The sequence below is a fragment of the Paraburkholderia sp. XV genome, assembly GCF_020177535.1.
In the GTDB taxonomy this organism is placed as follows: domain Bacteria; phylum Pseudomonadota; class Gammaproteobacteria; order Burkholderiales; family Burkholderiaceae; genus Paraburkholderia; species Paraburkholderia caribensis.
Window position 1 is genome coordinate 51,241 of sequence record NZ_JAGUUD010000017.1, and the last position, 25,340, is coordinate 76,580.

Consider the following 25,340-nt stretch of genomic DNA (forward strand, 5'->3'; position numbering starts at 1 on the left):
TGTTTAAGAAACGAAACAACAAAATAGTTAAGTAGGAATACGAATGAACAAGCCAGACAGGAAGCCGTTCAGGATGATCGTCGGACGGCCCGCGGTGGTGGTGATCGACATCCAGAAGGGCAGTTATATGGAGGTGCCAGCGGGCTCGCGACTCGAGTTCATGCCGGACCGGATGGAGCGTTTGCACCGCACGCGCGGCATCGTCGATGCCGCGCGCACCGCCAGGGTCCCGCTTGTCTTCGTCAAGGAGGTGCATCGCTCCGACCGCATTGACTTCGGTCGTGAACTGGACGGAATGGAAGGCGTGCATTGCATCGAGGACGACCCGCGCAGCGAGTTCGCGTTCGAAGAGATGGGCATGGTGCCTGGCGATTACAAGGTCCCGAAGCGTCGTTATTCGGCGTTCTACGGCACCGATCTCGAGATTCTGCTGAAAGGGCTGAAGGCGGAAACGCTGCTGTTGGTCGGTGGCTTTACCGATGTCTGCGTGCATTACACCTTCGTCGATGCCCATCAGGGCGACTATGTGTGCCGTGTTGCTGGTGACTGCGTGCACGGTTCGAGCGTCGGCGCACACGATGCCGCATTGCGTGCAATGGAGTATCTGCAGACGGGCGCGATCCAGCCGGCGGCGGCGATGATCGACGCGATTCGTGAATACGGCGAGCGGCGAGACCGGGGATGAGAGGTCGAGCCTCCGGCGTGTCCGGCGAATGGCGCGCGCTGGTGACGCTATGCGGTCCGCTCGCACTGGTACAGATCTGCCAGATGGCGATGACGGCGATCTCAACGGCCGTGCTCGGGCATCTCGGCAGCACGGCGCTGGCAGGCGGCGGATTAGGCGCGGCGGTTGCCGCCGCGCTGCTGCTGGTGGCGCAAGGCGTGATTGCAGGACTGCAGCCGTTCGCGGCGCAAGCCGCAAGGGCCTCCGAGCGTGCGCAAATCCTGATTGCCGCAATACTGGTTGCGCTCACGTGTAGTGTGCCGGTGGCGCTCGCGCTGAGCAACGTGTCGCCTGTTTTGGCGCTGTTCGGCATGCCCCCTGCTGTGGTCAAGGCCGCGCTCGACTACTGCAGTGCCTGCGCGTGGGGGGCGCCGTTCGCGTTGTGTGTGGCGAGCTTGCGCTATTTCCTCGTCGCGGTGCGGCGCACGGGTGCGGTAATGGCGATCGCTGTCGGTGCCACGCTCTGCAATGGTGTGCTGAGTTCGATGTTGGCGTATGGGATGTTGGGCGCTCCGATCTGGGGGGTGTACGGCGCGGGCATCGCGTGGTCGCTTACATGGGCGGCGATGCTTGTCGGCCTGGCCAGCTACGCGATTCGCGTGCGTCTGTGTCCTCTGATCGTGGTTGCGCGGCTTCCTGACGCACGCAGCGCAGTGCTGGGACGGATCCGCGGCATCGTGCGCGTGGGCTGGCCCATCGCGGTCGGCTACGCGAGCGAGATCTGGCTGTTCCTGCTGTTCTCGACGATGGTGGCCCGGTTCGGCACTGCCTCATTGAGTGCGCACCAACTGGCGCTGAATATCGTCAACGCCGCCTTCATGGTGCCGCTGGCCCTTGCCCAGACAGCCACCGTGCGGGTGGCCCAGCACTGGGGCGGCGACCAGCGTCGGGATGCGGCGCACACGGCGGGTTTCATGCTCGCGACCGGCGCGGCTTACGCCGCCTTGTGCGCAACGTTGCTTGTGGCATGTCCGGACGCCGTGGTGCGGCTGTTCGTCGAACGCACGGATGCGCGCTATGCGGCAATCGATCGACTGGCGAACGAACTGTTCCTGCTCGGTGCGCTATACATCGGCTGCGATGCGCTGCAAGCCATCGCCGCGGGTGCGCTGCGCGGCACGCACAAGACTCGGGTGCCAATGCTGATCGTGGTCGGTGGGTACTGGGGCGTGGGTCTGCCGCTGGCATGGGGGTTGTCGCGCTGGATCACGCCCGCCGTGGTCGGAATCTGGACAGGCATTGCGCTCGCGGCTCTGTGCGTGGCCTCGGTGATGTTATGGCTGCTATGGCGCAGCGAGATTTTCCAGCACCCTCAGCCGCGCACGGGTTGGGTGAACGAATAACAGGAATGGCACGCAGGCGCGGGTCACACGGTTGATATTAATTCGGATTGCTATATAAATGAAAGGGGGTTACGTGAAAAAGGCAATTTCCGCAGGTTTGCTGGCAACGTTGCCGATCGCAGCAGCGCACGCGCAATCGAGCGTCACGCTATTTGGCCAGATCGACGCGGGTCTCGCTTATGTGTCGGACGTCGGCGGCTCGCACGCGTTCATGGCGGCGAGCGGGTCGACACAATCGACGCGCTGGGGCTTGCGCGGCACGGAGGACATCAGTGGTGGCACCAGCGTCGTGTTCCAGTTCCGCAACTCGTTTTCGATCGTCAACGGATCGCAGTGGCCGAGCGGTTCGATGTGGGGTAGTCAGGCGCAGATAGGCCTGACCAACAGGCAATGGGGCACGCTCCTGATGGGCCGGATGATCGATCCGATGGGAGATTATCTGTGGGCGTTTTCCTCGGGCGGTGACTGGGGCGGCTCGCATTTCGCACATCCGTACGACAACGACAACATCTGGGGTGCATTCCTCGTCAACAACGCCGTCAAGTATCGTAGCCCCGAGTACCACGGTCTTTCCGTCGGCGGCACGTACGCGTTCAGCAACAAGAGCTCGCCGAGCAGCGGAGACGGCTCCGGGTTTGCTGATAACCGCATGTGGGGCGCGGGCGCGCGTTATACGAACGGCTCGCTGCGCATCGCGCTCGCCTACGAACACCTCGACAATCCCGGCGACGACGTGACCGGTGGTACCAGGGGCGCAATCGACACCGATGACGCCAACTTTACGACGCGCTCGCAGTCGCTGTTCGGCGCAGGTGTGCTCTACAACTTCACGAAGGTCACGCTCGGGGCGAACATCACACGCACCACGCTCGATCAGCCGACCAGTCTGTGGTCGAACGTGGAATTTACCGGCGCTAATTCACTGGCCTTCACCAACTACGAAATCAACGCGGTGTATCACATCACGCCCATGTTCGATCTGTCGGGCGCGTACACCTACACGCGCGCGACGGTGAGCGGGAAGGCACCGCACTGGAACCAGATCGGCGTGATCGCGAACTATGCTCTGTCGAAGCGTACCAGCCTCTACGCTGCGGGCATATATCAAAGGCTGCACAGCGATGGCAGCCAGTTCGCAAATGCGGAGATCAACAATTTCTCGGAAGCGGCCGGCGACAGGCAAACCGCCGTTCTGTTGGGGATCAAGCACAACTTCTGAGTCGACCGGTGAGCGGTGCGGGAGCGATTACATGGATTTGACGAAAGAGTTGGCGCCGTTTTTCGACGAGACGCGCGCACGTTTCATCGAACTGAGCGACGAAATCTGGCGGTATGCCGAGCTGCGTTACGAGGAGTGGGACTCAGCGCGCTACCACCGCAAGATGCTGGAGGATGAGGGCTTCAGGATCACGCCGGATCTGGCCGGCATGCCCACGGCGTTCCATGCGGAGGCCGGCGACGGCGGCCCGGTGATTGCGATTCTCGGCGAGTTTGACGCGCTGCCCGGGTTGAGCCAGCAATCCGGCGCGCTTGCCCGGGTTGCGGCTCCGGAGACGGGCGATAATGGCCACGGCTGCGGCCATCATCTGCTCGGTGCCGGGGCGCACTGGGCTGCGGTGGCCGTGAAGCGCTATCTGGCGCGGCATGGCCTGCCGGGTCAGATCCGCTTCTATGGATGCCCGGCCGAGGAGGGCGGCTCCGGCAAGACGTTCATGGCGAAAGCCGGCGCGTTCGACCGCCTCGACGCCGCGCTCAGTTGGCATCCCGACTACGAAACCGGCGTCGTGACGGCGGTCACACTCGCGAACCTGCAGGTGCAGTTCCGCTTCAACGGTGTTGCGTCGCATGCTGCGCTCGCGCCGCATCTCGGGCGCAGCGCGCTCGACGCCGTCGAATTGATGAACGTCGGCGTGAACTATCTTCGCGAGCACATGCCAGGCGACGCGCGCGTGCATTACGCAATCACCAACAGCGGCGGCGCATCGCCGAATATTGTGCCGGCGCAGGCGGCCGTGCTGTATCTGATCCGGTCGCCGTCGAATGAAACCACGCGCCGGTTGTACGAGCGCGTATGCGACGTCGCGCGCGGCGCTGCGCTGATGACGGGCTGCCGGGTCGACATCGAGTTCGAGAAGGCCTGTTCGAACCTGGTCTTCAATCGCACGCTCGCCGATGCCATGCACGACAGTCTGATCCAAATCGGCGAGCCCACGTTCGAACAGCATGAAGTCGACGCCGCGCGTGCGGTGCAGCGCACGTTTTCGGACGACGAACGTCAGGCGCTGCTCGCCGAAGCGGGCACGGCAGAGATGCCCGCGATCGGACCACTGCTTGCTTATCGGCCAGAGCAGACGAGGCTGAGTTTTGCATCGAGCGATGTCGGCGACGTAAGCTGGGTCGTACCTACCGCACAGTGTGTCACGGCGTGTTACGCCTATGGAACCGCGTTTCATTCCTGGCAAATGGTTGCGCAGGGGAAGTCTGCGCTTGCACACAAAGGCCTCGAAGCGGCCGCGAAAGTACTCGCCCTCACTGCGATTGATCTGCTGTCGAAGCCGCAGCGGCTTGCCGAAGCAAAAGCCGAACTGATCGCGCGAGGTGGCGGGCCTGGGTACCAATCGCCGATTCCGGACGGCGTCGCCCCTGCGTTGAAGTCCGGCGTTACGCATCGCACAGCCTGAGCTTCGTCGGGTCATTTGTCAGATATTTTCTCTGCTTCAAGGAGTCGTTCATGTCGTCAGGTATCCATGGCGAACTCGCGCCCATCGACGAGCCACTCTGGGAATCTGTGATCCCCGCCTGGCAGAGCGCATCGGGGCTGGCCGATCAAAGTAAATCCGCGCTTGTCGAGGCACTCGGATTCGACACGTCCGAGGCCGGTTCGCTAGCAGAATCGTGGCGTCATCGGCCCGAACAGCGTGCCTATTGCACCGATGCACAAGAGCCGGACTACGCTCGCTGCTTGCGCGCGCCGATCGAGAAATGAAGAACCCACATCAAATTTGCTCGGTCCGTCTGCTCACTGATGATAGGCATATCGCTTGCGCTTGCTACTTCAGCACATCGGCGACCACGCTTCAGGCAGGCAGATCGTTGAGGTCGCCTTCTCGATCTGCTGAGGGCCGCCGACCGGCGGCCATAGCCCTGCTGAATAGTGATGTGCCCGTAACGCCATACGCTCCTCCAGGCTGGAAAATCCCCAGATGTGGGCAATGCGAGGTGGACCGTCGAGTGCGTACATGTTCGCGACCAGATGAGAAGTGTAGGCCTTGGCTGGGCCAATGGCCTTCTCCCAGGCGGTAATGGTTGGCGGGATTCCCCCGGATTTCAGCCAATAGCGGCGAAACTCATAAAATCTGCCTAAATTCGTCGGTTCGACTTCTGGCAAAAAAGGAAACAATCTATAGGTTTCCATGTCCATCCGGACGTGCGGGTTCTGTGTACGAAATGGCCGCTCGTCCATATAAGTCCGCTCGCGCTCATGCCGGAGTTCGTCGATGGTCCCGAACTTGCGCAGGACGATGATTTGCCCGAGCTCGCCAATTTCCGTTCGCCATGATCCAAGGAGGGTACCCGTCGCACCGGCGTCAGATATCCAGCGTCGCGCGCCATCGGATGTGGCGTCCTGTTCCAGAAGAGAGCACGAAAGTGTGATTAGCTCATACAACATCTCAATCTCCTTGATCGGTCCGGCAAGGCGTTCCTGCGGCTTGCCTCAATTGAATAGCGAACGATACAGTGCGACGGGAGCACATTTTCAAACCGCACCGGTTGCCGATTGCAGGCTGAAATCGCACCGACTGAGTTCTCTCAGCCACATGAATTGCACCGCGATGGCTACGAGAAGCCTTCCCTCGAAGCGTGGGCATGGGCGGCGGAGCTACAGTGCACGATCGCACAGGGCAAACGGTGATTTAGCTTTCTCGCCGTTGGGAACACTGCCAAGCGACTTTACCGAAAAATGCTGGACTTCACAGAAACCGGCGTGCGGCCGACACAGGCTGACAGATATCGGGAGATCTGCGCCCGCGACCCCGGGTTCTCAGCAAACATAACCTCACGAATTCATCGTTCCGCGCTGAGAAACCTGATGAGGCTGAAGGGGCGCGCGCTCACCCAGGCAAAGGTCCAGGACCCGCTTTGCGCCCGCGTCAGCGACTTCGCTGCGTGAGAACATCGCCGCCTGGTCAGCGCATGGTCGATGTCTCCAGGACGAGCGGCGATGGCTTCGCCAAGCTTGGCCCCTCGAGCATCGCCAGAGTCGCGCCGTCGCCGGCCGGCGGCGACCGATGAGCCGCGTTGCCGATCAGCGTCACGCCTGGCGTACGAGTCCACCGATGACCCACTGGCAGCGCGTTGATCGTTCGCAGGACCGGCGCGGTATCGCTGCCGGTGATCAATGTAACGAGCGCCGATGAGCGTCTCTCCCGCAGATGGAGCACCGGGCCTGGCCTCGCTACCCAAGACGTTGTGGAAATATGGTCCGCTGCGCGTGACGCAATATGACAAATTTTTTGTAAGAGGCGATCGGGCGCTTGACGATCTCGTCCGCCCAACCGTCCAGCAATTCGCCCGGAAGCTTGCGCCGCGCCCTCGTGATCGCATTGGCATGGGCTGCCCGTTGTGCCCCCAGCCGTGCCTCGCGAACCCTCTGGTCGGCCGTGGCAGCGAGTTCTGTCACGCCCACCGTGCCCATGGGCCAGACGCGGACGAGGAGCGAAAAAAGCGAGCGATCTAATTCGAAGGCGAAACCCGGGCGATTCATCACGGCCGTCAATAACGGCTAACTCTGGCCGGCTATCGTCGCGCGGTGTTCAGTTCCCCACGCCGCCATGGCTGCCATCACGGGAACAAGCGTCTGCCCGAGTGCAGTCAGGCTGTATTCGGTCCTGGGTGGAATGGTGGAATATTCCCGCCGCGCGATGAGGCCCCAACCCTCCAGCTCTTTCAATTCCTTCGACAGAATGCGATCACTGATAGGGGGACACGCCCGGCGTACGTCGGAAAAGCGCAGGGGCTCCTGTCGAATCAACGCCCATACGATCCGCGCTTTCCATTTCCCTCCCATGATCCGGGAGGTGAAGGCCACCGGGCATTGCGTCGGAGCTTTCATAAAGGGGGCAATCCAGAAAAATCGTGTGGAATCCGGGGGCGCTAGAACCTGTTGTCCAGAGATGGTCTGATCCCCGGCCGTGTCAGTCCTGGCGGGCCTCGGACGATAGCCCACCTGAGCTCCCGTATTAACAGGGAGAAGACAGCTTCTTCAAACGATAGTCCGGGCACTCCGAAAAGGGAAGTACTAACAAAAAATTCCGTACTTGTGAATGGTTAGCTATCGGCTTACTGTTTCCAGGACGCCGGTGAGAGGTACTCGTGCCTCTCCCACACCCAGGGAGTGACGCTTTGAAAGCTATCTGCGTAACATCAGGTCGAGGGCTGGAGGTTCGTGACATCCCGTTCCTGAGCGAACCGGCCGAGGGCCATGTCCTGGTCGATATGGATGCCTCCGCGATCAACCCCGGTGACAAAACCTTCCTCACCAGGCCACTGGCGACGGGTAGCTATTTTCCGGGTAGCAGCTACGACGTATGGGGCGCGTCAGGAGCGGGGAGGGTCGTCGCGCTTGGCGCGAACGTTCCATCCGGTTACGCCGGCAAACAGGTGGCGATCTATCGGTCACTTCAAGGCAGCCCGCACACGGTCGGGCTCTGGTCCGAAAGAGCGATGGTTCCTTACCGAAGCTGCCTCGTTCTGCCCGACGATGTCAGCATGCGGGATTATTGCGGATCGCTCGTCAATGCCATCACGGCTTACGCGTTTTTACAGGAGATCGCCGCGGAGCGACATCGTGGAATCATTGTCACCGCCGGGAGTGCAGCGACCGGTCATGCACTGGCCTCCCTCGCGCGGAAGCGAAACATGCCCGCGATTTTTCTGGTGCGCTCCCTGGCCGCGCAGGAAAACCTGCAGCGGCGCGGCATCGAGCATGTGATCGTGACGGCGGACGACAACTTTGAGCGCAGGCTGGGCGGACTGGCCGCCGAGCTTCAAGCGACCGCGGTGTTCGACGGCGTGGGAGGTGATCTTACGAGCCGTATCGCGCCGAGTCTTCCGCCGAACTCTACCATTTACATCTACGGGCTCCTTGGCGGTGCCGCGTCGATCTCGTTTCCCTCCACGCTGTTCCTGACAAACAATCTGGTCGTGAAAAGATTCAGCAATTTCGAGAGCCAAACGGTGAAGAATCCGGCGAAGCTCACAGCGGCGCTCAAGGAACTCGAAGGATGGATCGACGAGCCGATGTTCAAGACAAGGATCGGAAAGGAGTTCGCTTTCGACCAGATTGCCGAGGCGATGAATTACGAATCGACGTCCGGTGCCAAGGCAGTTTTACTCGCATAGAGCGCGGTAGACGCGGCCATCATGTGTCGGTGAAAGGATGATTTTCGCACCCCGCATTCGGCTGGCCCGGCATACATGCACGTTATGGTGTGGAGATAAGCATGAGTGATGAAGGGCACAAGGTCGCACTCGTGACCGGCGCATCTCGCGGAATAGGTGCCGCCATTGCGGAGCGTTTATCGCGTGACGGCTTCACGGTCGCTATAAATTTCGCTGGCAACACGGCGTTGGCCCAGGCGCTGGCCCAAAAGATCAGCAAGGATGGAGGCATCGCGTTTCCGATCCATGCTGACGTCAGCGATGCGGTTGCGGTCCACGGCATGTTCGACACGATCGAAGCGCGTTTCGGCATTATCGACGTGCTCGTCAATAATGCCGGCATCCAGAATCTTGCGACGCTCGCTGACATGACGGATGCAGCGTTCGACCGCATGATCGCCATCAATCTGAAGGGCGTCTTCAATACACTGCGGGAAGCGGCCAGGCGAATGCGACCCGGCGGCCGTATCATCAATCTTTCGTCCGGAACGACCGCGACATTGTTCCCCACCTATGGACCTTACGCTGCAACCAAGGCTGCGGTGGAGGCGATGACGGCTGTCCTTGCCAGGGAGATGCGCGGGCGGGCTGTCACGGTGAATAGCATCGCGCCCGGCCCGACAGCGACAGACCTTTACCTGAAGGACAAATCGCCGCAAATGCTGGCGCAGGCCGCCATGCGCTCGCCTCTAGAACGTCTTGGTCAGCCAGCCGATATCGCCGGGGCCGTTTCCTTCCTGGTAGGGCCCGATGGTGAATGGGTGAATGGCCAAACCATTCGGGTTAATGGCGGGTTTTCCTGATCGAAAGCCCATCCACCATCAGTGCCGCTCGCTGTGCTGCGGAATGCGTGCTCGGCTTGGCGCTATTCCGGGCGCAACCAAGTTGGGTCCGCGATCGGAATGCTATTTGTTCGTCCCACTTGGCGACCGCCTCGACAGACCCCGCCTGATCGTGTCGCAGATCATGGGTATCTGTGTTGCTCTTCTCGTTGCCGCGATTGCGCCCACACTGGCCATTCTCATTGCCGCGAGCCTCAAGGCCGTCGCGAAGTGCTCATCGATATGCCACTGGCTTTCGCCGATAGTCAGGCTTTGAGCGTCGAGCTATAGCTGCGCGTTTTGTACCCTTCGAGGCCGTCGCGGCACACCGCTACAACGCCTTCCCGACGGTTCGGGCATCGTACGACGCCTGGGCGGCAGCGATGTGCCTGAGGTTCTGGAAAGCCCAGTCACCCAGGACCTTGACCGGTTCCGCCAGGGATCGACCGACGTCCGTCAGTTCGTAATCGACCCGAGGCGGGATGGAGGGCGTGACCGTTCGCGTGACGAGGCCGTCGCGTTCCATATTCCGCAGCGTGAGTGTGAGCATGCGTTGCGAAATACCGTCAATCTCACGCTTGAGTTCGTTGAACCGGTGACGGCGCTGGCGCAGCAGGATGATGACCATCACGGTCCATTTATCGCCGATGCGGCCAATGACCTGCGAGACCTTGAGGCAGGCACCACCTCGGCGCGGAACGGGCGCATCTTCGGGAGCTTTATCAGTCACATTCATGTGCCTTAGGTGTCAAATCTGTGCGTTCTTGTGGGCCCATCAGGGTAGGCACATACTTTAACCTGGTTATTAACGGGAATCGTGAACCGTGAAACTTCTGCACATCGACAGCAGCATCAACGGCTCGCGCTCGGTCTCACGCCAGCTTTCCGAGCTCATCGTCGAAAAGCTCAGCGAAAGAAGAGCGCTGGACATCATCTATCGCGATCTCGTCGCCGAGGATCTGCCGCATTTCACCGCTGTGACCGCACCGTCGGCCCATCCGCTCGCAAAAACCGTCCTGACGCTGGATGCCAGGCAACAGGACCAGCGTGACATCAGCGATGCGATCCTGAAAGAGTTTATCGAGGCCGACATCGTCGTGATCGGGGCTCCTTTGTATAACTTTGCACTGCCGTCAGAACTCAAGGCCTGGATCGACCGGCGCATCGTGCCGGGAACTACGTTCCGTTACGGCCGAACGGCCCCGAAGGTCTGACAGGCAACAAGCAGGTCATACTGGCGATCGCCCGCGGCGATGTTTACGGCGAACAGTCCGCTCCCGGGGCTGCCGAGCATGCAGAGTCGTTTCTGCGGCTAGCGCTGGGCTTCATCGGCGTAAGGAACCTGGAGACGGTGATCGCCGAAGGCGTGCGTGTCCCGGATATCAGGGAAAAGGCAATCGCGTCGGCGCGCGACGCCGTTCAAAGGCTCGCGGCCTGATCTCTCTCAAGCTCTGGCCGGTGCACAGGCCGACCAGTCCGATACACGCCTCTGCAAGGAAACCTGGATGCACCATCGATTACCGACATACTTCCTCTCCCATGGTGGTGGCCCCTGGCCATGGATGAAAGAGTTCCGTCCCGGCGCGTATGACCGGCTCGAAAAGTCGCTCCACGATATCCGCACGGAGCTCGCGGATCTGCCGCGTGCTGTGCTGATGATCTCCGCACATTGGGAGGCGGACCGGTTCTGGCTGTCCTCTGCCGCTCGCCCACCCATGTACTACGACTATGCCGGCTTTCCCGAGCACACGTACCGCATCCGCTACGCTGCGCCCGGTGAGCCATACCTGGCAGAAACGGTACGCGCGATGCTTGAACATGGCGGTATGCCGACCGGGCTCGATCCGGACCGTGGCTATGATCACGGCACGTTTTCACTGATGCACGTCTTATATCCCGAGGCAACGGTACCTCTGGTGCAGCTCTCGATGAAGAAGGACTTCGATCCGGCTGAGCATATCAGGGTCGGTGAGCTGATTGCTCCATTGCGCGACCAGGGTGTGCTAATCGTCGGTAGCGGTTTCAGCTTTCACGACACCCGGGGCATCTTGAGCGGGGCAGGCGAGGTGGCTTCCGCAACATTCGATCAATGGCTTGACGAGACGCTGGTCGACTCGAAGTCGCCGGAACGCAGACGTCGTTTGATTGGCTGGTCCAACGCACCGGCCGCGCGTGCTGCCCATCCTCGCGAAGACCATTTGATCCCACTGATGGTCGCGGTCGGCGCCGCCGGCGACGATGCCGGCAACCGGGTCTATCACGAGCAAACCTTTATGGGCGCCATCACTGCTTCGAGTTATCGCTTCGGCGAGGCTCCGGTCGGAGTGCCGATCCCCTGACACTGCGGAAGCGCGTGGAACAGTCCGCACGCACAGAAAGATCTCTCGAGATCGGTCGTGGTTGGTGGATTGCTGTGCAATGTCACTTGGTCGCCCTTTGACTATGCTCGCTCAGTCCGGGGAGGCTGTGTCTTCCTTGAGTGCGAGGTACGGGTTGTTGGGGGGCGTATCGAGGAAAAGGTGCGACGGTGTTTCGAGCAGATAGCCGTGCAGCCGTCGGCTCTTACGAGTCCTGTTACCTCGCAGGTCCAGATGTTGAGTCCGTCGTCTGCTTGCGATGCAGACCAAGACGCTCAAAGCGTTTCTGCGCGCACGTCCATTCGGTTTCCCGAGAGCAACCCAATGCTCTTCGATGTGCTGCAGGAACACGGCATCGTGCAGCCTACGACAGATGGCAAACGTCTTTGCGTTGGCTTACGAGCTTCGACGCAAGCGCGTCGAGCAGCGACGTTCGCCTGCGGCATGGCTCTCATGCTCGCTTGTTTTTTGTTTGACGATGACTGCAGCCCGGTACTTCCAGGCAGCCAGTCGCCATTATCAGCATAACGAATGAGTGTCGACCGTTCGATACACGTACCTTCGAGATGCGCGGCCAACACCGTCATGCCGTTGCGGTCGGGACCGATGATTCAGGCAGATGGATCCGATGGAACCAGCATCATCGCCTTCCCCCCCAATCTCGGGGCAAGCTTTTGCTGGACCGCGACAACCGAGGGAAGCGGTCGCCATGCCACGGTCATGCTGTCTACGAGGCCCGCTTCATCCAGATGCATGTGATCCATTCCGTCAAGGACGTGATCGCCGAGTCTGATCGTAAAAACGGCGACAAAGTCGGCTCCGTCGCGCAGGAGAAGCTTCGGTTCGAAGGCGTCAACAGTCGCGAGCAACTGAGTGAGAACCGTCGCGACATGCTCCTTCCCCTCGAAGGGGGCGGGAACAATCGGACTTCTGAGTACGACATTGTCCGCCATATGGACCCTAGTCCCTTCGACGTCGCGATTGCCCATGGCCTTGAGGTAGGCGTCGAGATGTTCAGTGGTAACCATAGCCTTATTCTCCTGATAGAACCGTTACGCCGGTACGGCGCGTTGAGCTTCCAGAACGCTGGCGCTTTCCTTGTTCGATCTCTGCAACAGGTGCGCTGCGGCCTGCATGAAGTGCGACCGGCATCCCGTACGGGCCGGCTGTCGTTTAAATCCATCGTAAGGGCATTGACCCGTCATCATTAATCGGGTTAGCGTTCACATTAGCCATGACAAAAATGTCATGAATAAGATGTAGGGGCTCATGTGGAAAATTTGAGTGCGCTGGGAGGGCTGGAAGTCTTTGTCCACACTGCGAGAACCCGGAGCTTCGCCGCCACCGGGCGGGAGCTCGGCATCTCGGCGTCGGCCATCAGCAAAAGCATTTCCAGGCTGGAAGAGCGCGTTGGCGTGCGGCTTTTCCAGCGCAGCACGAGAAGCGTCCGTCTTACGTCCGAAGGCGAGGTGTTTCTGGACAGGTGCCGACGGATTTTCGGGGAGGTTCAGGCGGCCGAAGATGAACTCAGCGCAATGGCCCGGCTTCCTCGAGGGAGGTTAAGGGTTGGGTTGTCGCATTCGGCGGGGCTCCCATTTCCCGTGCTTTCAGCCTTCATGGAGCAGCATCCCGAGATCGAACTTGATCTTGATTTCACTGATCGGCTGGTCGATGTGATCGATGAAGGATTCGACGTCGTCATTCGCGGGAGCGCGCTTCGCGATTCACGGCTCGTCTCCCGCCCGCTGGGTTCGTGGCGCGCCTGTCTGGTCGCCTCGCCGACGTATCTGAAACGAAAGGGAGTGCCAGCGAATCCGGATGATCTTTTTGGTCATGCCTGTTTGCACTATCGCTGGACACCCACTGGGAAACTGTACCAGTGGCCGCTGCGGCCTTCGATGTTCACAGCGACGGTCTCGTCGTTGCCATTGTCGATGGTGTGCAACAGCCTGGACATGCTGGTTTATATGGCGCTGGCAGGGCGCGGGATTGCATGCGTGCCTGACTTTTCCGTCAAGAACGCGCTCGCCGATGGGCGTCTGAAAACCTTACTGGATCCATACGTGGCGGATTCCAACAGTATCCACTTGGTATGGCCCAGCAGCCGGAAAATGACGCCCAAGGTGCGGGTGTTCGTCGATTTTGTGCGCACCCATTTTGGCAAGTGCCTGGTCACCAAGGCAGACGAGCCGAAACGACAAAAGATTCGGCGACCCACTTGAATGCCGACTTTGCGCGAACGGTGCTCAAGAATTGAGGCTGCGACGAACTCGACCCGCGACTTGCTTTGCAATTGGGCCACGCCGCGACGCACATTGCGACGAACGACGAACCACTGCCGAAACACATCGTGATACTGAACGTCGCGCATTGTGGACGGATGGTCTTACCGTCTGTTCACGCATGCTGCCATGTGCCTTCGCCGGGTCAGGTTTCCGTGCATCAACAATGATGGATCTCAGCGGCTCAGTCCCCGCCGCCCTGGGCCGTCCAGATGCTGTGACACCAAACTTCCAGGATTACGACCCTCGCGCCGGACCGGGTCGATGCGTATGCGCTCGTGGCGCTGTTTGCCTTGTACCTGTGAGCGGCGTTTATCACCACTTTGTTCGTCATGACGGGCTGCTCCGGCGTATGCGGTACACGAGGTAGCGGAGCGGGGCCTGGCGCAAACGTTCTGTCGCTTCCAACGAAGAAGTCGTTCTTCGGCCACGATCACGATCTGACATTTTATCGTGCATATTGGGTCGGTGGCAGTCCGACATATCGCGTGAATGCGACGCTGAACGTGCTCGCAGAGCTATAGCCAACCTGTTCCGCGACTGACGCGATCCCATCCCCTTTCCGCCGCAACAGGCTCTTCGCCAAAGCCATGCGCCAGGCGAGCAGGTATTCCATGGGCGGGACGCCAACCTCGATTTTGAACCTCTCAAAGAACGTGGAGCGCGATAGTGCTGCGGCGCAGGGCGACCTCCTGATGGGTAAGGCCGTAGAACTGGCTCGCCATCTCCGTGTTTGCGCCCAGGCGCAGCATGCGGTCCACGGTTTCAATCTGCTGCTCGACATCACGCGCCTGGTTCAGCAGACGATGCAGCACGTCGCCATTGAGCTGGACTTGCACTACGCCACCGACGCGTTGACCAGGAGACTGACTTTCTCGGAGCGCTTCAGCGCGAAAGCCCATCGCCTTGCAGGGGCGCAGCTGACCATGTCGAAGATCATGCAGGGCCTGGGGCGGTTACGGCCAGGTTCAGCGGGTGGGGCGTCGACATCAGGGAGCTCCATGCGTGTGCCGTCCGCTGCGCCGGGTGGAGTTTCACGCGGGCAGCATCGCTCAGTCGCGTCAACGGATATGCGGCGGTGCCGCCCAGTGGGAGGGGAGCCAGAGCGTCCGACAGACGCAGGCTGGCGAAGGCCCTATCGCCCGACGCTGCTACGGCGTCCGGTAACACGAGCGTCAGAGCCTGGAGCAGTCCGCGCACCGCACGCGCAAAAAAACGGCAGCGGTGAGATGCGCGGTGGGCCGATGTCATCGATGCTGTAGCCAATGCCCTGGTCGGTCGCCACCACGCAGGCATCGACGTTGGCTTCGGCCGCAATCTCGCGCGCGAGCTGCGCGATGTGGGTGCGCAGTGGCAACGGATCATCCAGGGCAGGCGCGATGGCCCACATATCCGAAACCGGATAGAGGCCGCCGGCCTGGACGGGCACAGCCTGGATGACGGTCGTGGCGAATTCGGGTGGCGAATCGCCGCCACTGTGCGCGGCGACGAGTTGCTGGATCTCGTGCAGGCGTTCCGTGTTCGCCGCGGGCGACACGACATGGGGTGGCGCGAAGATCGGGATCACCGTCCGGCGTGGAGGATGGCGCTGCGTCAGGGGATGAGGGCGTTGCCGGCAGCGGTGCCGCGTCGTCGGCCGAGGGCGCGGCACTTGCCGACGTTGCGTCGGTCGGCGGTAACGGTGACTGTTCGCGGGAGACGGAAGACGCGTCGTTCTCCGCGCGGTGGGCTTACGATGCAGCGCGCGCTGTTGGGGTCTCCGATTCCTCAAGGTCCAGACAGAGCGTCTCGTAATCGACGCTGAGGCGTTCGGCCATCTGCCCGACCAGTTCGTCCTGCACGCGCTGGGCGGTGAAGCTTGCGAGGTCGCCAGGACGTCCTGGAACATCGCGGCGAAATCCGCCCCCGCGCCACCGCGCTGTTCCAACGTGCGCCCGGCGGCCCAACGCAAGGCAACGAATCTTTCGATCTGTGGCCGGCCGAGTCCGCCATAGAGCAGCGTCGGAATGGCGGGCAACAGATACCGCACGGCATCCTGCATGCGGCTGATATGCGGTTGCGGTGTGGGATAGCCGTCGCGCGTGAGGCGACGGGCCAGTTCCGACTGCGACAGGGTGCCGTTGCTTTCCTGTTCATCCTGTTCATACAGCTCGCGGGCTTTTTCTACCGCGAGTGCACGCTCGATGAAGGTCAGGCCGCCGTGCAGTTCGTTTTCGGCGAGATGGCCGGTGAGCGCGATGATCTCGCCGCGTGGCGACCACGGACGGAACAGGAAAGCGATGGGAAGAACCGTTCGTCACGGATCTCCGTCCCATAGTTCGTTGAGGATAGCGAGGCGTGTGTTGCCGCCGTTGCGGATGATGTAGTGCGGCACGCCCGGGCGGCGCGTGAAGGCCGGCAGCGCATCCAGCCCACGCTCGCGGATCGATGTTTTGAGATCGTCGTAGCGCGGATTGAGTTCGTAGGGTCGCAACTGGTCGAGCGCCATGACCATCGGCGTGTCGGCGATCGGGTCGGTGAGCGATGACGCCATAGGACTGCCGCGCTCGAAACCGTCGGCGAGCAGCTTCGCAGGAGTAGCTTCGCAGCCATGTCGTCGGGCGTGAGCGCGGTCATCGGTGTCGACCTAGACAGTTGTGTTGGTTCGAACGCACTTCGTTTTCGCACCAGTAGACTGCGGCGCCAGCCCCCACACCGCGGAAAGATCCGGTGCCGCAATACTGCGCAACTGACTGGCGTCGGGGTAAATAAATTAAAAAGGTTCGTGCGCTGAGCGACCGAAAAGCGTCGGCGTGCGTCCGACCTCATGAAGAGCTACCGCCACCGTCGTGCCGATTGCACCTGGCCCAACGATGGCGATCGTCGGATTTCCTGACATCGTCATTACCTCTCCTGTTTTAATAGACTATCCTGCTTCGATAGCAAAAATCACCAGTGACGTGTCGACAATCTGCACATCGGCGTCTTCTATTTCATCACATCGGCGACCACCTTCGGGCAGGCAAATCGTCGAGGCCGCTCTCTCGATGTACTGAGGCTCGCCGTCAGGCGGCCATACCCCAGCGATAGTGATGTGGCCTCATTGTTCAGCGCTGAGAAAGTCGATGAGACTGAAGGGGGCAAGCTCACCCAGGCAAAGCTCCAAGACCCGGTGCGCGCCCGCGGCAGCCACCTCGGAGCGCGAGAACATCGCCGCCTCATAGATGGTTAGCGCGGTCTCGATGTCTCCAGGCCGAGCGGCGATAGCCTCACCAAGCTCGGCCCCATCAAGCATCGCCAGGTTTGCCCCGTCGCCGGCTGGCGGCGACAGATGCGCGGCGTCGCCGAGCAACGTCACGCCTGGCGTGCGCGTCCATCGGTGACCCACTGGCAGCGCGTTGATCGTTCGCAGGACCGGTGCCGTGTCGCTGCCGGTGATCAGGGTGGTGAGCGCCGATGTCCAGCCGTCGAATTCAGCTCCGCAGGCCGCATCAGTTGAACGTAAGTGTGGAGCACGCCTGCCGGTTCCCTGTACACAGCGATCCCCTTGCCCGGCTCGAGCGCGAACATGCCGCCGGCGCCAAGGTCTCGACGAAGGACACGCCGGCATAGGCAGGCTCCGTGTCTGACAACTATCTGCATGATGCTGATCGGCGTTTCTCTGCACCGGCTGCAGCGGTCCCTGGCGGGTGCGTGCGTCAAGAGCAATGCCAAGCCGGGCGGCACTCATGCTCCGACAACACCCCTCAAAAGCAGGGCGCTTAGCTTGTGGGCCGCTCATAACCGTCAGGACGCAGCAGCGCCAGACTGCCGCGCATAGCGGGGCGGCGACTGACCTACGTGTCGGGTGAAGGCGACGCTGAACGCGCTCGCTGAGCCGACGCGTTCGGCGATCTCGGCGATACCGGCTTCGCCGCGCCGGAGCCTGGTCTTGGCCAGGGCCATGCGCCAGTTCAGCAGGTAAGCCATCGGCGCCAGACCGACAGCGCCATGAGACTCAGCTTGCCGAATCTCTGAGGAAGGCAAGCAGGAGTTCGCCGAGCCGAGTCGGCTGCTCCTGCTGGATCCAGTGACCCGCGCCGTCGATAAGCTCGGTATCACCCATTCTCGTCGCTGCTTTCGTCTTCATCAGATCGAGCGCGCCGGGTGCTGCATAAGTGCCCCAATCGCTCCGGCCGCCAATGAAGAGCGACGGGACATCGATCGTCTTGCCGGAAAATAGGCGCAACTCTGCGTTCAATTCAGGATCGGAAAACACGCGATACGCCTGCAAGGCGCCTTGGAATCCCGTGCGGCCATACTCCCACCTGTACACCCCAAGCTCTGATTCGGTAAGCCATTTGCAGGCCATAGCCTCGGCGGCGGACGGTTGGAATGGAGCGACGGTCTCGGGCATCGTCTTGCCGAGTTCCATGACGTAGTAGGCGGGCATCTGGGCAAGCTCTGCGGCGGTTAGCGCCTTCAACGGATGCGGCTTGTTTCCCGGCCAGTCGGCGCTTTTGGCGTAAAAAAATGCACGGAGAAACGCGTGCAAACCCTGTGGCGGGTGCCACATGTCCTGGTTCGCCTGCCGTGTGCTCAAGTACTGCTGGTAATGCTTCCTCGGCGGATCGAGCGCTGCCAGCGCGGCCGCTAGCTTTTGATTGCCATCGTTCGGTTGAGCCGACACTACCTCGCTGTGCGCAATGTTGAACGGCAGCGCCGGCGGACCGGGAAACGGTGCACTCATGAGCACCACTGAGGGAAAGACGTCAGGTCGGGCCAGCGCGCAATAGGCGGCCACCGGCGAGCCGAGGTCGTGCCCGACCAGCATTGCCGTGCGCCGATATCCCAGTGCCAGGACCAATGCGAGGGCGTCACGCGTCATGTTCAGAAGGCTGAAGGGCGCGAGCGGTGCGTCATAGTTGTTCGACCAACCGGTGGTACGGCCGAATCCCCGCTGATCGGGGGCCACGACGTGGTAGCCGGCGTCAGCCAGAATCGGCATCAGGTGCCGCCAGCCATAAGCAAGATCGGGAAAGCCGTGCAGAAGCAGTGCGAGCGGTCGGTCAGGGCTTTCGTAACCGGCCTCGAGAATATGAACATCGAGGCCGTTGACCCCGTGGATCATGCGCGAGCGGACGCCATTGGGAAGCGTTCCTTCGCCGTATGTTGATGCGGCCAAATCAGTTGCTCCTGTGAGGTTTGCCCGCGCGGGTCGAAGCAAGGCTGCCCCCAGGCCAGCGGCGCCCATCGCCAGGAAGGCTCGCCGGGACGCCGATGGCTTGAGCTGGTAAGGCGGCATCGTTGCGGTCCGATATATGGTGATCACCATAGTATGTCGATCACCATAGATTCGTCAAGCGAGACGTGATACCGTTTCAAAATGACACGTAAGACCGATGCGCGCGCGCGCGCAATTGCCACAGCCGAACGGCTGTTTCGCATCCAGGGCTACACTGCGACCGGATTAATCCAGATCCTTAAGGAAAGCGGTGCGCCCAAAGGATCGTTTTACTTTCATTTTCCACGCGGCAAGGCACAACTTGCAGAAGAAGCGATAGATAACTACATCTTGAGCCGGATGAGCGTACTGCGGGCCATCTCGGCGAACACGACGGGCAATGCTTTGGAATTTGTTCAACAGATCTTCGCCACATTCGCGGCGGAAATGGTGGCCACCGATTTCCAGTATGGATGCCTGATGCAGAACCTTGCGAACGAGCTGCCCGCGCTCGATGCTGAGCTGACCGGGCGGGTAGCGCGCGGTTTTGCTGACTCGACCGAAATTATTGCGGAGCACTTCCGACGGTGTGGTTTCAGTTCCGCGCGAGCCTCCTCCACCGCTTCTGCACTGGTCGCCGCTCTTGAGGGCGCCCGCACGATCGCTCGTCTCGAGCGCTCGCCTGCTGTGTTCAAGGCGCTCGCGGAAGTCAGCGTCCAGAGATGGGCGACCCCAGACGGGTGATCCACCCTTTGTTCCCGCCCGGACGATTCGCCGTCATGCGTCTGAGGGTGGTGGCCCGCTGGCGGGGAGTGCGCTTGATGCGCAAGTGCTTCAGCCTGGCAGCGGCCAAGGTTATACGCCCAACGCCGCTGGTAATTCATCGGTGTGTAAGCACGAGAGTTCCTTGAACCGGAGAGCGAAGGTGGTGCGTGACATGGCTGCCTGCTCCGCCGGCGTCCGGTAGCGTCCATTTTGCGGCGGGCCTCTCGTGCACGGCTTGATCACCGCACGCGTCCGTTTATCCGCGAGCGCGGAAAACCAGCCGACGGCTTTATTGCGCCCACAAGCTGCAGCCGCAAAGCTTGCACGAGCACGAGGGTGGCCAACTGCTGCGCGACAATGCCACCTCCCGGCTACGCTTCGCGTAATTCCTCTCTCATGCGCTCGTTACACCGTCGCAGCGTTGACGGGCCCGGTTCCTCACGAATGTGGATGACCGCGGGGACCACGTTTTAAGAGCAGATCGGCCTGACCGTTGGCCAGCGTGAATTAGCCGCCGACGCTCAGGAATTTGCCTGCGCCGTTGTGGGTCACGGTACGGCCGACCCTGACCTGCGGGACCAGTGTGCCGAATGCGACCGGCCAGGCCACTAGATTGCTCGCGATGCAAAAGGGCCTGCCCCGCTCGAGCAGAAGGCACCAGCGCCGTAGAACTTCGGTTCTGCAGGGCTCCTTACTTTTTCGACTCGCGCAGGGAGCGCACGCTTTATCGCTGTCGAACGGAGGCCGCGAACCGCTTCGGTGAAATTCCGACAACCCGGGTAAAAGCGGTGCTGAATGCGCTTGGTGATTGAAATCCGATAGACAGCCCGATTTCACCAATACCTCGCGTACCGAGTCGCAGTGCGTCCTTTGCCAGCGCCATACGCCAATGCTGCAAGTATTCGACGGGTGCCATCCCGACGGTCGTCCGAAAACGAACGGCAAAAGCGGAACGTGAGACGCCGCAAAGCCGAGCCAGGTCGGCTACGGTCCAGTCCTTCTGCACGTCGCGGTGGACCGCTGAGAGCGCACGCGCCACTATCGGGTCTTTTAGACCCGCGATCAGCCCCGCGTGCTGCGGCTGCGTAGAAAGTCGGGCGCCGCGCAGAATTTCCACCAGGATCAATTCCAATAGACGTGCGACGACGAATTCGCTTCCAGGCCCCGGGTGCGAGGACTCTGCTTCGTTCATGCTCATCAGGGCGCGAATGCGCGGCGAGTACGTGTCGTTTCCCGGGATGTGCACCAGCGAAGGGAGCAAGCCCGTCAACAGGGTCTCGTTTGCCGTATCGAACAGAAATCGACCGCCGCGAAGGGTGACCGGCGACTTCGCGCCGCTGCCGACTCGCAGTGTCGTCTTTTTCGTCCGGGCGACTGCCGCCTCGCTCTCGATCGGTTCGATCGAGAGGTCCGAGCTGAGCACGAAGGGTGCATCGGTACGAACGAGAACAAAGTCGTTGGCGCGCAAACGCAAAGGCGGCACGCGCGGACGAACCAGTTGGCATTCTCCGCGTGATAGCCAGCAGAACAGGAGATCGTCCCGCTTCTGAAACGATACCGCCCATGCTCCACGCCCCTCGAGGCCGCCCCACATGGTGGCACTCGGTCGAAGCAGGCCGATCAGATCGAGGAAAGGATCCATATTTGGACGAGAGATAAAGTTTCTCGGTCATTTAGCTATCGACCGTACTTGTACCGCAGTCTACGATGACTGGGCAATCAGCGGGTCCGCCGTATCGGACCTGTTCATCGACACTCTCCGTGGATTCAGGTCATGCTGAAAGAAAAACGTATCGTCGTTCTTGGCGGGTCTCGCGGCATCGGCTTCGCCGTGGCCGAGCAGGCCGTGCTAGAAGGAGCCAGTATCGTCATCGTCGCCAGTCAGCCCAAAAGCGTCGCCGATGCGGTGGATCGACTCCCAAAAGGTTCCGCCACAGGCAGGGCCGTGGATTTGAAATCGGCGAATGCCACGAGACAGCTCTTCGCAGAACTGGGTGAGTTCGACCACCTGGCCTATACCGCGGGTGAGCCGCTTCCGTTCGGTTCACGCGTCGTGGACACCGACCTGGCGGCCGCTCGCGAATTCTTCGAGTTGCGTTATTGGGGCGTGCTCGCTGCGGTGCAGGCGGCAAGTCCCCACATGCGTCCCGGCGGCTCGATCGTCCTGACTGGCGGGACTTCCGCACGGCGGCCGCCGGCGGGCTTTGCGTTTGCGGCGAGCATTTGCGGGGCTATCGAGTCGCTAACGCGGGCCCTCGCCATCGAACTCGCCCCCATCCGGGTCAACGCGGTCGTGCCCGGAATGGTCGTCACCGATCTCTGGTCCGGAATTCCGGCCGAAACGCGCGAACACATCTTCCGCGAAACTGCTGCGAAGCTGCCCGTGGAGCGAGTTGGCACACCTGACGATCTCGCTGAGGCCTACCTTTCGTTCATGCGAGGGGGCTACACGACTGGTCAAGCTGTGGTTGTGGATGGCGGTGGAACCCTCGTGTAGTCGTTCTGCAAACCTCAGATGCGTCGGGTAAATGAAATGGGGCGTGCGCCACGCAGCGTCCAGGCTGTCTGCCGTGCAGGGTTGCCGTGGACCATACATTTTTTGCTCGACCATACTCCACTGCTTCACGGAGGACTTCCACCTCCATTGTTTTCTTTCCCAGCAATCGCTGGAGTTCGCGAATCTGCTTCATCGCTTCAGCCACGTCCGATGCCGGTACCACCTGTTCGCCGGCATTGACCGCCGACAGGCTTTCATCCTGATAGAGCTTGCGCCAGCCAAAGACCTGGTTGGCATTCATCTGATGGCGACGCGCAACGCCCGAAACAGTGGCGCCAGGCTCGAACGTCTCGCGCACTATTGCGAGCTTTTCTTCGACAGAACGCCGGCGGCGCTGCTCCGGCTGGGTTAGAACTTCGACGGGTTCCACGTTGTGACTGGGCTTAAACATAGGCGGAAGACTACCTCATAATTTAAGCGTTACCCAGTGTCCGGTTTTCGCGGGGGCCGGCCCAATGGCCTGTTGCGTAAGGGACATGATCGTGGCGTCCGGCATGTCTTCCTGCTCTTGATCTAGTGGGGCTGCAAGGCAGTCCTCGCGGGGTGGCCGATCGTTCTTCGAGAGGCGATTCTCGGCTAAAATCTAGTCCCTGTGGAGGACTTGGCATGACACTATTCACGATCGGCTACGAAGGATTGGGCATCAACGATTTCGTTTCATTGCTCGATTCCCACGAGATTGAAACCGTGGTTGACATCAGGGAACTTCCATTGTCGCGCAAACCGGGCTTTTCCAAGACGGCGTTGACCAATTTTTTGAACGTGTCTGGCTTCGAATATATTCACATGGCCGATTTGGGATGCCCGAAGCCAGTCCGCAATCGTTTTCGCGAAGACGGCGACTGGAGTCAATACAAGAAAGGGTTCTCAAGCTATCTGAAAACACAGGCAGCTGCAATTGAAGAGCTTTCTAACCTAGCAGAAATGTCGACTTGCGCGTTGCTCTGCTATGAAGCGGATTACAATTATTGCCATCGCATGATGGTTGCAGCTGCAGTGCGTTCGCACTGCGGGGCGGAGGTTGAGCACATCTCGTCCAGCTCTAAAACAGCGCGTGTTGCGGATCGTCAGAGATCTTTCGCTTAGGTGGATAGATTAAACTGATAATCAACCACTGGTCCTGAAAGCGGTGCTGGTTGCCCATCAGAAACATTAAATCCTTGCTTCCCAAGTCAGTCTCAAGCTTGGCTCTGAATGGCTTTTCCCATTCCTTGCCATGAGACTTGCGGCAATTCCAAAACAGGGCCCCGGCTTCCCAATCAACAACCTTGTGCTTATATTCCTTCGTCCCATCCGCTGTTTCGCAAACATACCGATAGTAGAAGTCGAAAGGAATCTTTCGGAGTTGCCTCACTCGTTTCCGCTCGTCCGCCTCGGAGAAGAGATTGCCTTGCATCTGCTCTTGCAGCAGTTTCTCGCGCTCTTCATCAGTCCAGTCGGCGTTGCGCGCTTTGCTAATCTCTAGGCTGACTAGGGCTTTGGGCCGCAACAACGCGAGTGAGAGTCGATCTTCGCACCGTGCTGTATCAATATCTTCGAAGTCGTTGAAGGTAGGAACCTTGTCCAGCCATTTGCGCCTTTTCTCCCAACCTTTCTCGCTTCCAAGCTTGGGTCCGCCGGAGACGGTGTCGACGAAAATCTTGTGGCTCTCCGGACGATGATCCTTGGGTGCCTTCTCAGTTCGGGCGTTGATCCATTGCCATTTCGCGAATTGGCGACCGTCCTCGATTAAGCGAAACGGAACAGGAAAGAGGCGCCGCATTCCACCGCTTTCAGCAATTCCTGCGACGCAGGATGTTTCAATGTATTGCGCGCTAGGCGATGGGTATGTTTTAGCCAGAATTAAAATTCGCTCGACACGTCCAAGTGCCATTGTTGTTCACCCTCGGTCACGTTCTCATAGATTTTTCTTGAATATTATTTGCCACTGATACCCGCCGATTCTACAGGACTTCGTGCCCATATCGAAAAGTTGGCGACAGGGAGCATTTTGATGCTAGCGGAGGCGGGCAGTCGGCGAGGTGGCGCCGGACATCGTAAAGAAGGAAGTCCAGACTTTCTCGGACGTGAACGTTACCTGGCTCGGGAAGGTTCTTCGGGCTGCGGGCATCGCTGGGCCGAAACAAGTTAAACGGTGAGCACTCGCTATTTTCTCCGCTGTCGCAGGTGCTCAGCTTATGACCCGCAGTCCTTCGGACATCAAGATCTTCGATACATTAATCGATACTCATCGGGATTCGGGACTCTTGCCTGCGTGAGGTCGGTCGTGTTTCTTTATCTCGCGGACAGCGAGGCCCCCGGGGCAACACAATCAGACATATCGGAGTGCTCTCAAGAAGCGGTTTGTGCCCACGCTAAGCCAACAAGTGGGCAGCACGCCATCTCTTGTCATGGTGTTTAGTCGGCCGCCAAGGCTTACGGCCGAACAGATCGGCATTGACCAGCGCCGTGTGGGCGAAGGTAGCTCCCTGCGGGGGGCGCGGCTTTCCTACAGTGCCAACACTCAACGCTCCACTGGGCACGTCATACGCAGCCACGGGAAGCCCGACAACTCTAGGCGCGGGTACTCCGGGCGCCGTCAGGATACGAACTCGAGGCAGGGGACGACTCGGAGCGACCTTAGGCGTGACTGTTAGACCGAACACTTAGAAGTGTTCGGTCTAACAGTGCAGCGGTGTATCGCACGACGCAATATACAGTGTCCATGCGGTGGCACTTCCGACCGGGCGTCGTCAGATATCAATGCATCGACCCGTGTCGGTGTCTCATATTCTGAAAGATAGAGACGTTACAGAGGCCAGTTTAATTTGCATTGGCATGGTTTGTTATCTAGATTGAATCTGTGGCGGGAGGACCCGCGGTGATACA

21 protein-coding genes and 8 pseudogenes are annotated in these 25,340 nt (G+C 60.4%); 13 read left to right on the forward strand and 16 right to left on the reverse strand.

Annotated features, from left to right (window positions below):
• Positions 1 to 43 precede the first annotated feature (43 nt).
• From KFO72_RS11820 to KFO72_RS11840, 5 genes are all read left to right on the forward strand, one after another.
• Entirely contained in the window at positions 44 to 685 is a 642-nt protein-coding gene (locus KFO72_RS11820) for a cysteine hydrolase family protein (RefSeq protein WP_225032171.1), read from the forward strand.
• Complete coding sequence (locus KFO72_RS11825) at positions 682 to 2,067, forward strand: MATE family efflux transporter (protein ID WP_225032172.1); 1,386 nt, start codon at positions 682 to 684, stop codon at positions 2,065 to 2,067. Before KFO72_RS11820 ends, KFO72_RS11825 begins: the two co-directional genes overlap by 4 nt.
• Positions 2,068 to 2,140: 73 nt before the next feature.
• Positions 2,141 to 3,286, forward strand: coding sequence for a porin (locus KFO72_RS11830; RefSeq protein ID WP_225032173.1), 1,146 nt, complete (start codon positions 2,141 to 2,143; stop codon positions 3,284 to 3,286).
• A gap of 31 nt (positions 3,287 to 3,317) precedes the next feature.
• Complete coding sequence (locus KFO72_RS11835; RefSeq protein ID WP_225032174.1) at positions 3,318 to 4,748, forward strand: M20 family metallopeptidase; 1,431 nt, start codon at positions 3,318 to 3,320, stop codon at positions 4,746 to 4,748.
• A gap of 50 nt (positions 4,749 to 4,798) precedes the next feature.
• Positions 4,799 to 5,053, forward strand: coding sequence for a hypothetical protein (locus tag KFO72_RS11840; protein WP_225032175.1), 255 nt, complete (start codon positions 4,799 to 4,801; stop codon positions 5,051 to 5,053).
• 69 nt (positions 5,054 to 5,122) lie between these two features.
• Here the strand turns inward: KFO72_RS11840 and KFO72_RS11845 are convergent, their stop codons facing one another.
• The 3 genes from KFO72_RS11845 to KFO72_RS11855 all read right to left on the reverse strand — a co-directional run bounded on the left by KFO72_RS11845 (position 5,123) and on the right by KFO72_RS11855 (position 7,180).
• The gene (locus KFO72_RS11845) at positions 5,123 to 5,737 is read right to left on the reverse strand and encodes an NIPSNAP family protein (RefSeq protein WP_225032176.1); all 615 of its coding nucleotides are present in this window, start codon (positions 5,735 to 5,737) and stop codon (positions 5,123 to 5,125) included.
• 786 nt (positions 5,738 to 6,523) lie between these two features.
• Positions 6,524 to 6,832, reverse strand: a complete 309-nt coding sequence (locus tag KFO72_RS11850) for a hypothetical protein (protein ID WP_225032177.1) — start codon at positions 6,830 to 6,832, stop codon at positions 6,524 to 6,526.
• An 18-nt stretch (positions 6,833 to 6,850) separates the two neighbouring features.
• Entirely contained in the window at positions 6,851 to 7,180 is a 330-nt protein-coding gene (locus KFO72_RS11855) for a winged helix-turn-helix transcriptional regulator (RefSeq protein ID WP_225032178.1), read from the reverse strand.
• 290 nt (positions 7,181 to 7,470) lie between these two features.
• On the opposite strand from KFO72_RS11855, the gene KFO72_RS11860 reads away from it, so the two are divergent.
• Both KFO72_RS11860 and KFO72_RS11865 read left to right on the forward strand, forming a co-directional pair.
• A complete protein-coding gene (locus tag KFO72_RS11860; protein WP_225032179.1) occupies positions 7,471 to 8,469 on the forward strand; it encodes an alcohol dehydrogenase catalytic domain-containing protein in 999 nt (332 codons plus the stop codon).
• Between the two features lie 101 nt (positions 8,470 to 8,570).
• Entirely contained in the window at positions 8,571 to 9,311 is a 741-nt protein-coding gene (locus tag KFO72_RS11865; RefSeq protein WP_225032180.1) for an SDR family oxidoreductase, read from the forward strand.
• Between the two features lie 349 nt (positions 9,312 to 9,660).
• Here KFO72_RS11865 and KFO72_RS11870 read toward each other — a convergent pair whose 3' ends face one another.
• Complete coding sequence (locus KFO72_RS11870; protein WP_225032181.1) at positions 9,661 to 10,065, reverse strand: winged helix-turn-helix transcriptional regulator; 405 nt, start codon at positions 10,063 to 10,065, stop codon at positions 9,661 to 9,663.
• A gap of 88 nt (positions 10,066 to 10,153) precedes the next feature.
• Between KFO72_RS11870 and KFO72_RS42505 the strand changes: the two are divergent.
• Both KFO72_RS42505 and KFO72_RS11880 read left to right on the forward strand, forming a co-directional pair.
• Positions 10,154 to 10,767: pseudogene (locus KFO72_RS42505) on the forward strand (FMN-dependent NADH-azoreductase).
• 124 nt (positions 10,768 to 10,891) lie between these two features.
• Positions 10,892 to 11,668, forward strand: a complete 777-nt coding sequence (locus tag KFO72_RS11880) for a DODA-type extradiol aromatic ring-opening family dioxygenase (RefSeq protein ID WP_412101776.1) — start codon at positions 10,892 to 10,894, stop codon at positions 11,666 to 11,668.
• 111 nt (positions 11,669 to 11,779) lie between these two features.
• Here KFO72_RS11880 and KFO72_RS11885 read toward each other — a convergent pair.
• Together KFO72_RS11885 and KFO72_RS11890 are read right to left on the reverse strand one after the other, a co-directional pair.
• Positions 11,780 to 11,981, reverse strand: a pseudogene (locus KFO72_RS11885) (conjugal transfer nickase/helicase domain-containing protein); the annotation flags it as partial.
• A 316-nt stretch (positions 11,982 to 12,297) separates the two neighbouring features.
• Positions 12,298 to 12,714, reverse strand: a complete 417-nt coding sequence (locus KFO72_RS11890) for a nuclear transport factor 2 family protein (RefSeq protein ID WP_225032183.1) — start codon at positions 12,712 to 12,714, stop codon at positions 12,298 to 12,300.
• A 252-nt stretch (positions 12,715 to 12,966) separates the two neighbouring features.
• Between KFO72_RS11890 and KFO72_RS11895 the strand changes: the two genes are divergently transcribed.
• Complete coding sequence (locus KFO72_RS11895) at positions 12,967 to 13,908, forward strand: LysR substrate-binding domain-containing protein (protein ID WP_225032208.1); 942 nt, start codon at positions 12,967 to 12,969, stop codon at positions 13,906 to 13,908.
• 508 nt (positions 13,909 to 14,416) lie between these two features.
• Here the strand turns inward: KFO72_RS11895 and KFO72_RS11900 are convergent.
• The 7 genes and pseudogenes from KFO72_RS11900 to KFO72_RS11930 all read right to left on the reverse strand — a co-directional run.
• A pseudogene (locus tag KFO72_RS11900) lies at positions 14,417 to 14,647 on the reverse strand (helix-turn-helix transcriptional regulator); the annotation flags it as partial.
• Positions 14,628 to 14,958: pseudogene (locus tag KFO72_RS11905) on the reverse strand (STY4526/YPO1902 family pathogenicity island replication protein); the annotation flags it as partial. The pseudogenes KFO72_RS11900 and KFO72_RS11905, both read right to left, overlap by 20 nt.
• An 18-nt stretch (positions 14,959 to 14,976) precedes the next feature.
• A pseudogene (locus KFO72_RS42510) lies at positions 14,977 to 16,501 on the reverse strand (ParB family protein); the annotation flags it as partial.
• A gap of 228 nt (positions 16,502 to 16,729) precedes the next feature.
• Positions 16,730 to 16,852: pseudogene (locus tag KFO72_RS11915) on the reverse strand (2-dehydropantoate 2-reductase N-terminal domain-containing protein); the annotation flags it as partial.
• Positions 16,853 to 17,047: 195 nt separating this feature from the next.
• On the reverse strand, positions 17,048 to 17,299 hold the full coding sequence (locus tag KFO72_RS42070) for an FAD-dependent monooxygenase (RefSeq protein ID WP_263627383.1): 252 nt from the start codon (positions 17,297 to 17,299) through the stop codon (positions 17,048 to 17,050).
• Positions 17,300 to 17,733: 434 nt separating this feature from the next.
• Positions 17,734 to 17,934: pseudogene (locus KFO72_RS11925) on the reverse strand (helix-turn-helix domain-containing protein); the annotation flags it as partial.
• A 10-nt stretch (positions 17,935 to 17,944) separates the two neighbouring features.
• Entirely contained in the window at positions 17,945 to 19,057 is a 1,113-nt protein-coding gene (locus KFO72_RS11930; RefSeq protein ID WP_225032209.1) for an alpha/beta fold hydrolase, read from the reverse strand.
• 255 nt (positions 19,058 to 19,312) lie between these two features.
• On the opposite strand from KFO72_RS11930, the gene KFO72_RS11935 reads away from it, so the two are divergent.
• A complete protein-coding gene (locus KFO72_RS11935; RefSeq protein ID WP_225032185.1) occupies positions 19,313 to 19,894 on the forward strand; it encodes a TetR/AcrR family transcriptional regulator in 582 nt (193 codons plus the stop codon).
• Between the two features lie 745 nt (positions 19,895 to 20,639).
• Here the strand turns inward: KFO72_RS11935 and KFO72_RS11940 are convergent.
• The gene (locus KFO72_RS11940; RefSeq protein ID WP_225032186.1) at positions 20,640 to 21,557 is read right to left on the reverse strand and encodes an AraC family transcriptional regulator; all 918 of its coding nucleotides are present in this window, start codon (positions 21,555 to 21,557) and stop codon (positions 20,640 to 20,642) included.
• 132 nt (positions 21,558 to 21,689) lie between these two features.
• Between KFO72_RS11940 and KFO72_RS11945 the strand changes: the two genes are divergently transcribed.
• Positions 21,690 to 22,412: an SDR family oxidoreductase gene (locus KFO72_RS11945; protein ID WP_225032187.1), complete on the forward strand. Its 723-nt coding sequence runs from the start codon at positions 21,690 to 21,692 to the stop codon at positions 22,410 to 22,412.
• A gap of 67 nt (positions 22,413 to 22,479) precedes the next feature.
• Here the strand turns inward: KFO72_RS11945 and KFO72_RS11950 are convergent.
• Positions 22,480 to 22,863: pseudogene (locus KFO72_RS11950) on the reverse strand (transposase); the annotation flags it as partial.
• Between the two features lie 215 nt (positions 22,864 to 23,078).
• Between KFO72_RS11950 and KFO72_RS11955 the strand changes: the two are divergent.
• Positions 23,079 to 23,558 carry a DUF488 family protein gene (locus KFO72_RS11955; RefSeq protein WP_225032188.1) on the forward strand — a complete coding sequence of 160 codons (480 nt, stop codon included), beginning with the start codon at positions 23,079 to 23,081 and terminating at the stop codon, positions 23,556 to 23,558.
• Here the strand turns inward: KFO72_RS11955 and KFO72_RS11960 are convergent.
• Positions 23,515 to 24,345: a hypothetical protein gene (locus KFO72_RS11960; protein ID WP_225032189.1), complete on the reverse strand. Its 831-nt coding sequence runs from the start codon at positions 24,343 to 24,345 to the stop codon at positions 23,515 to 23,517. The genes KFO72_RS11955 and KFO72_RS11960 overlap by 44 nt on opposite strands.
• Positions 24,346 to 25,340: the final 995 nt, after the last annotated feature.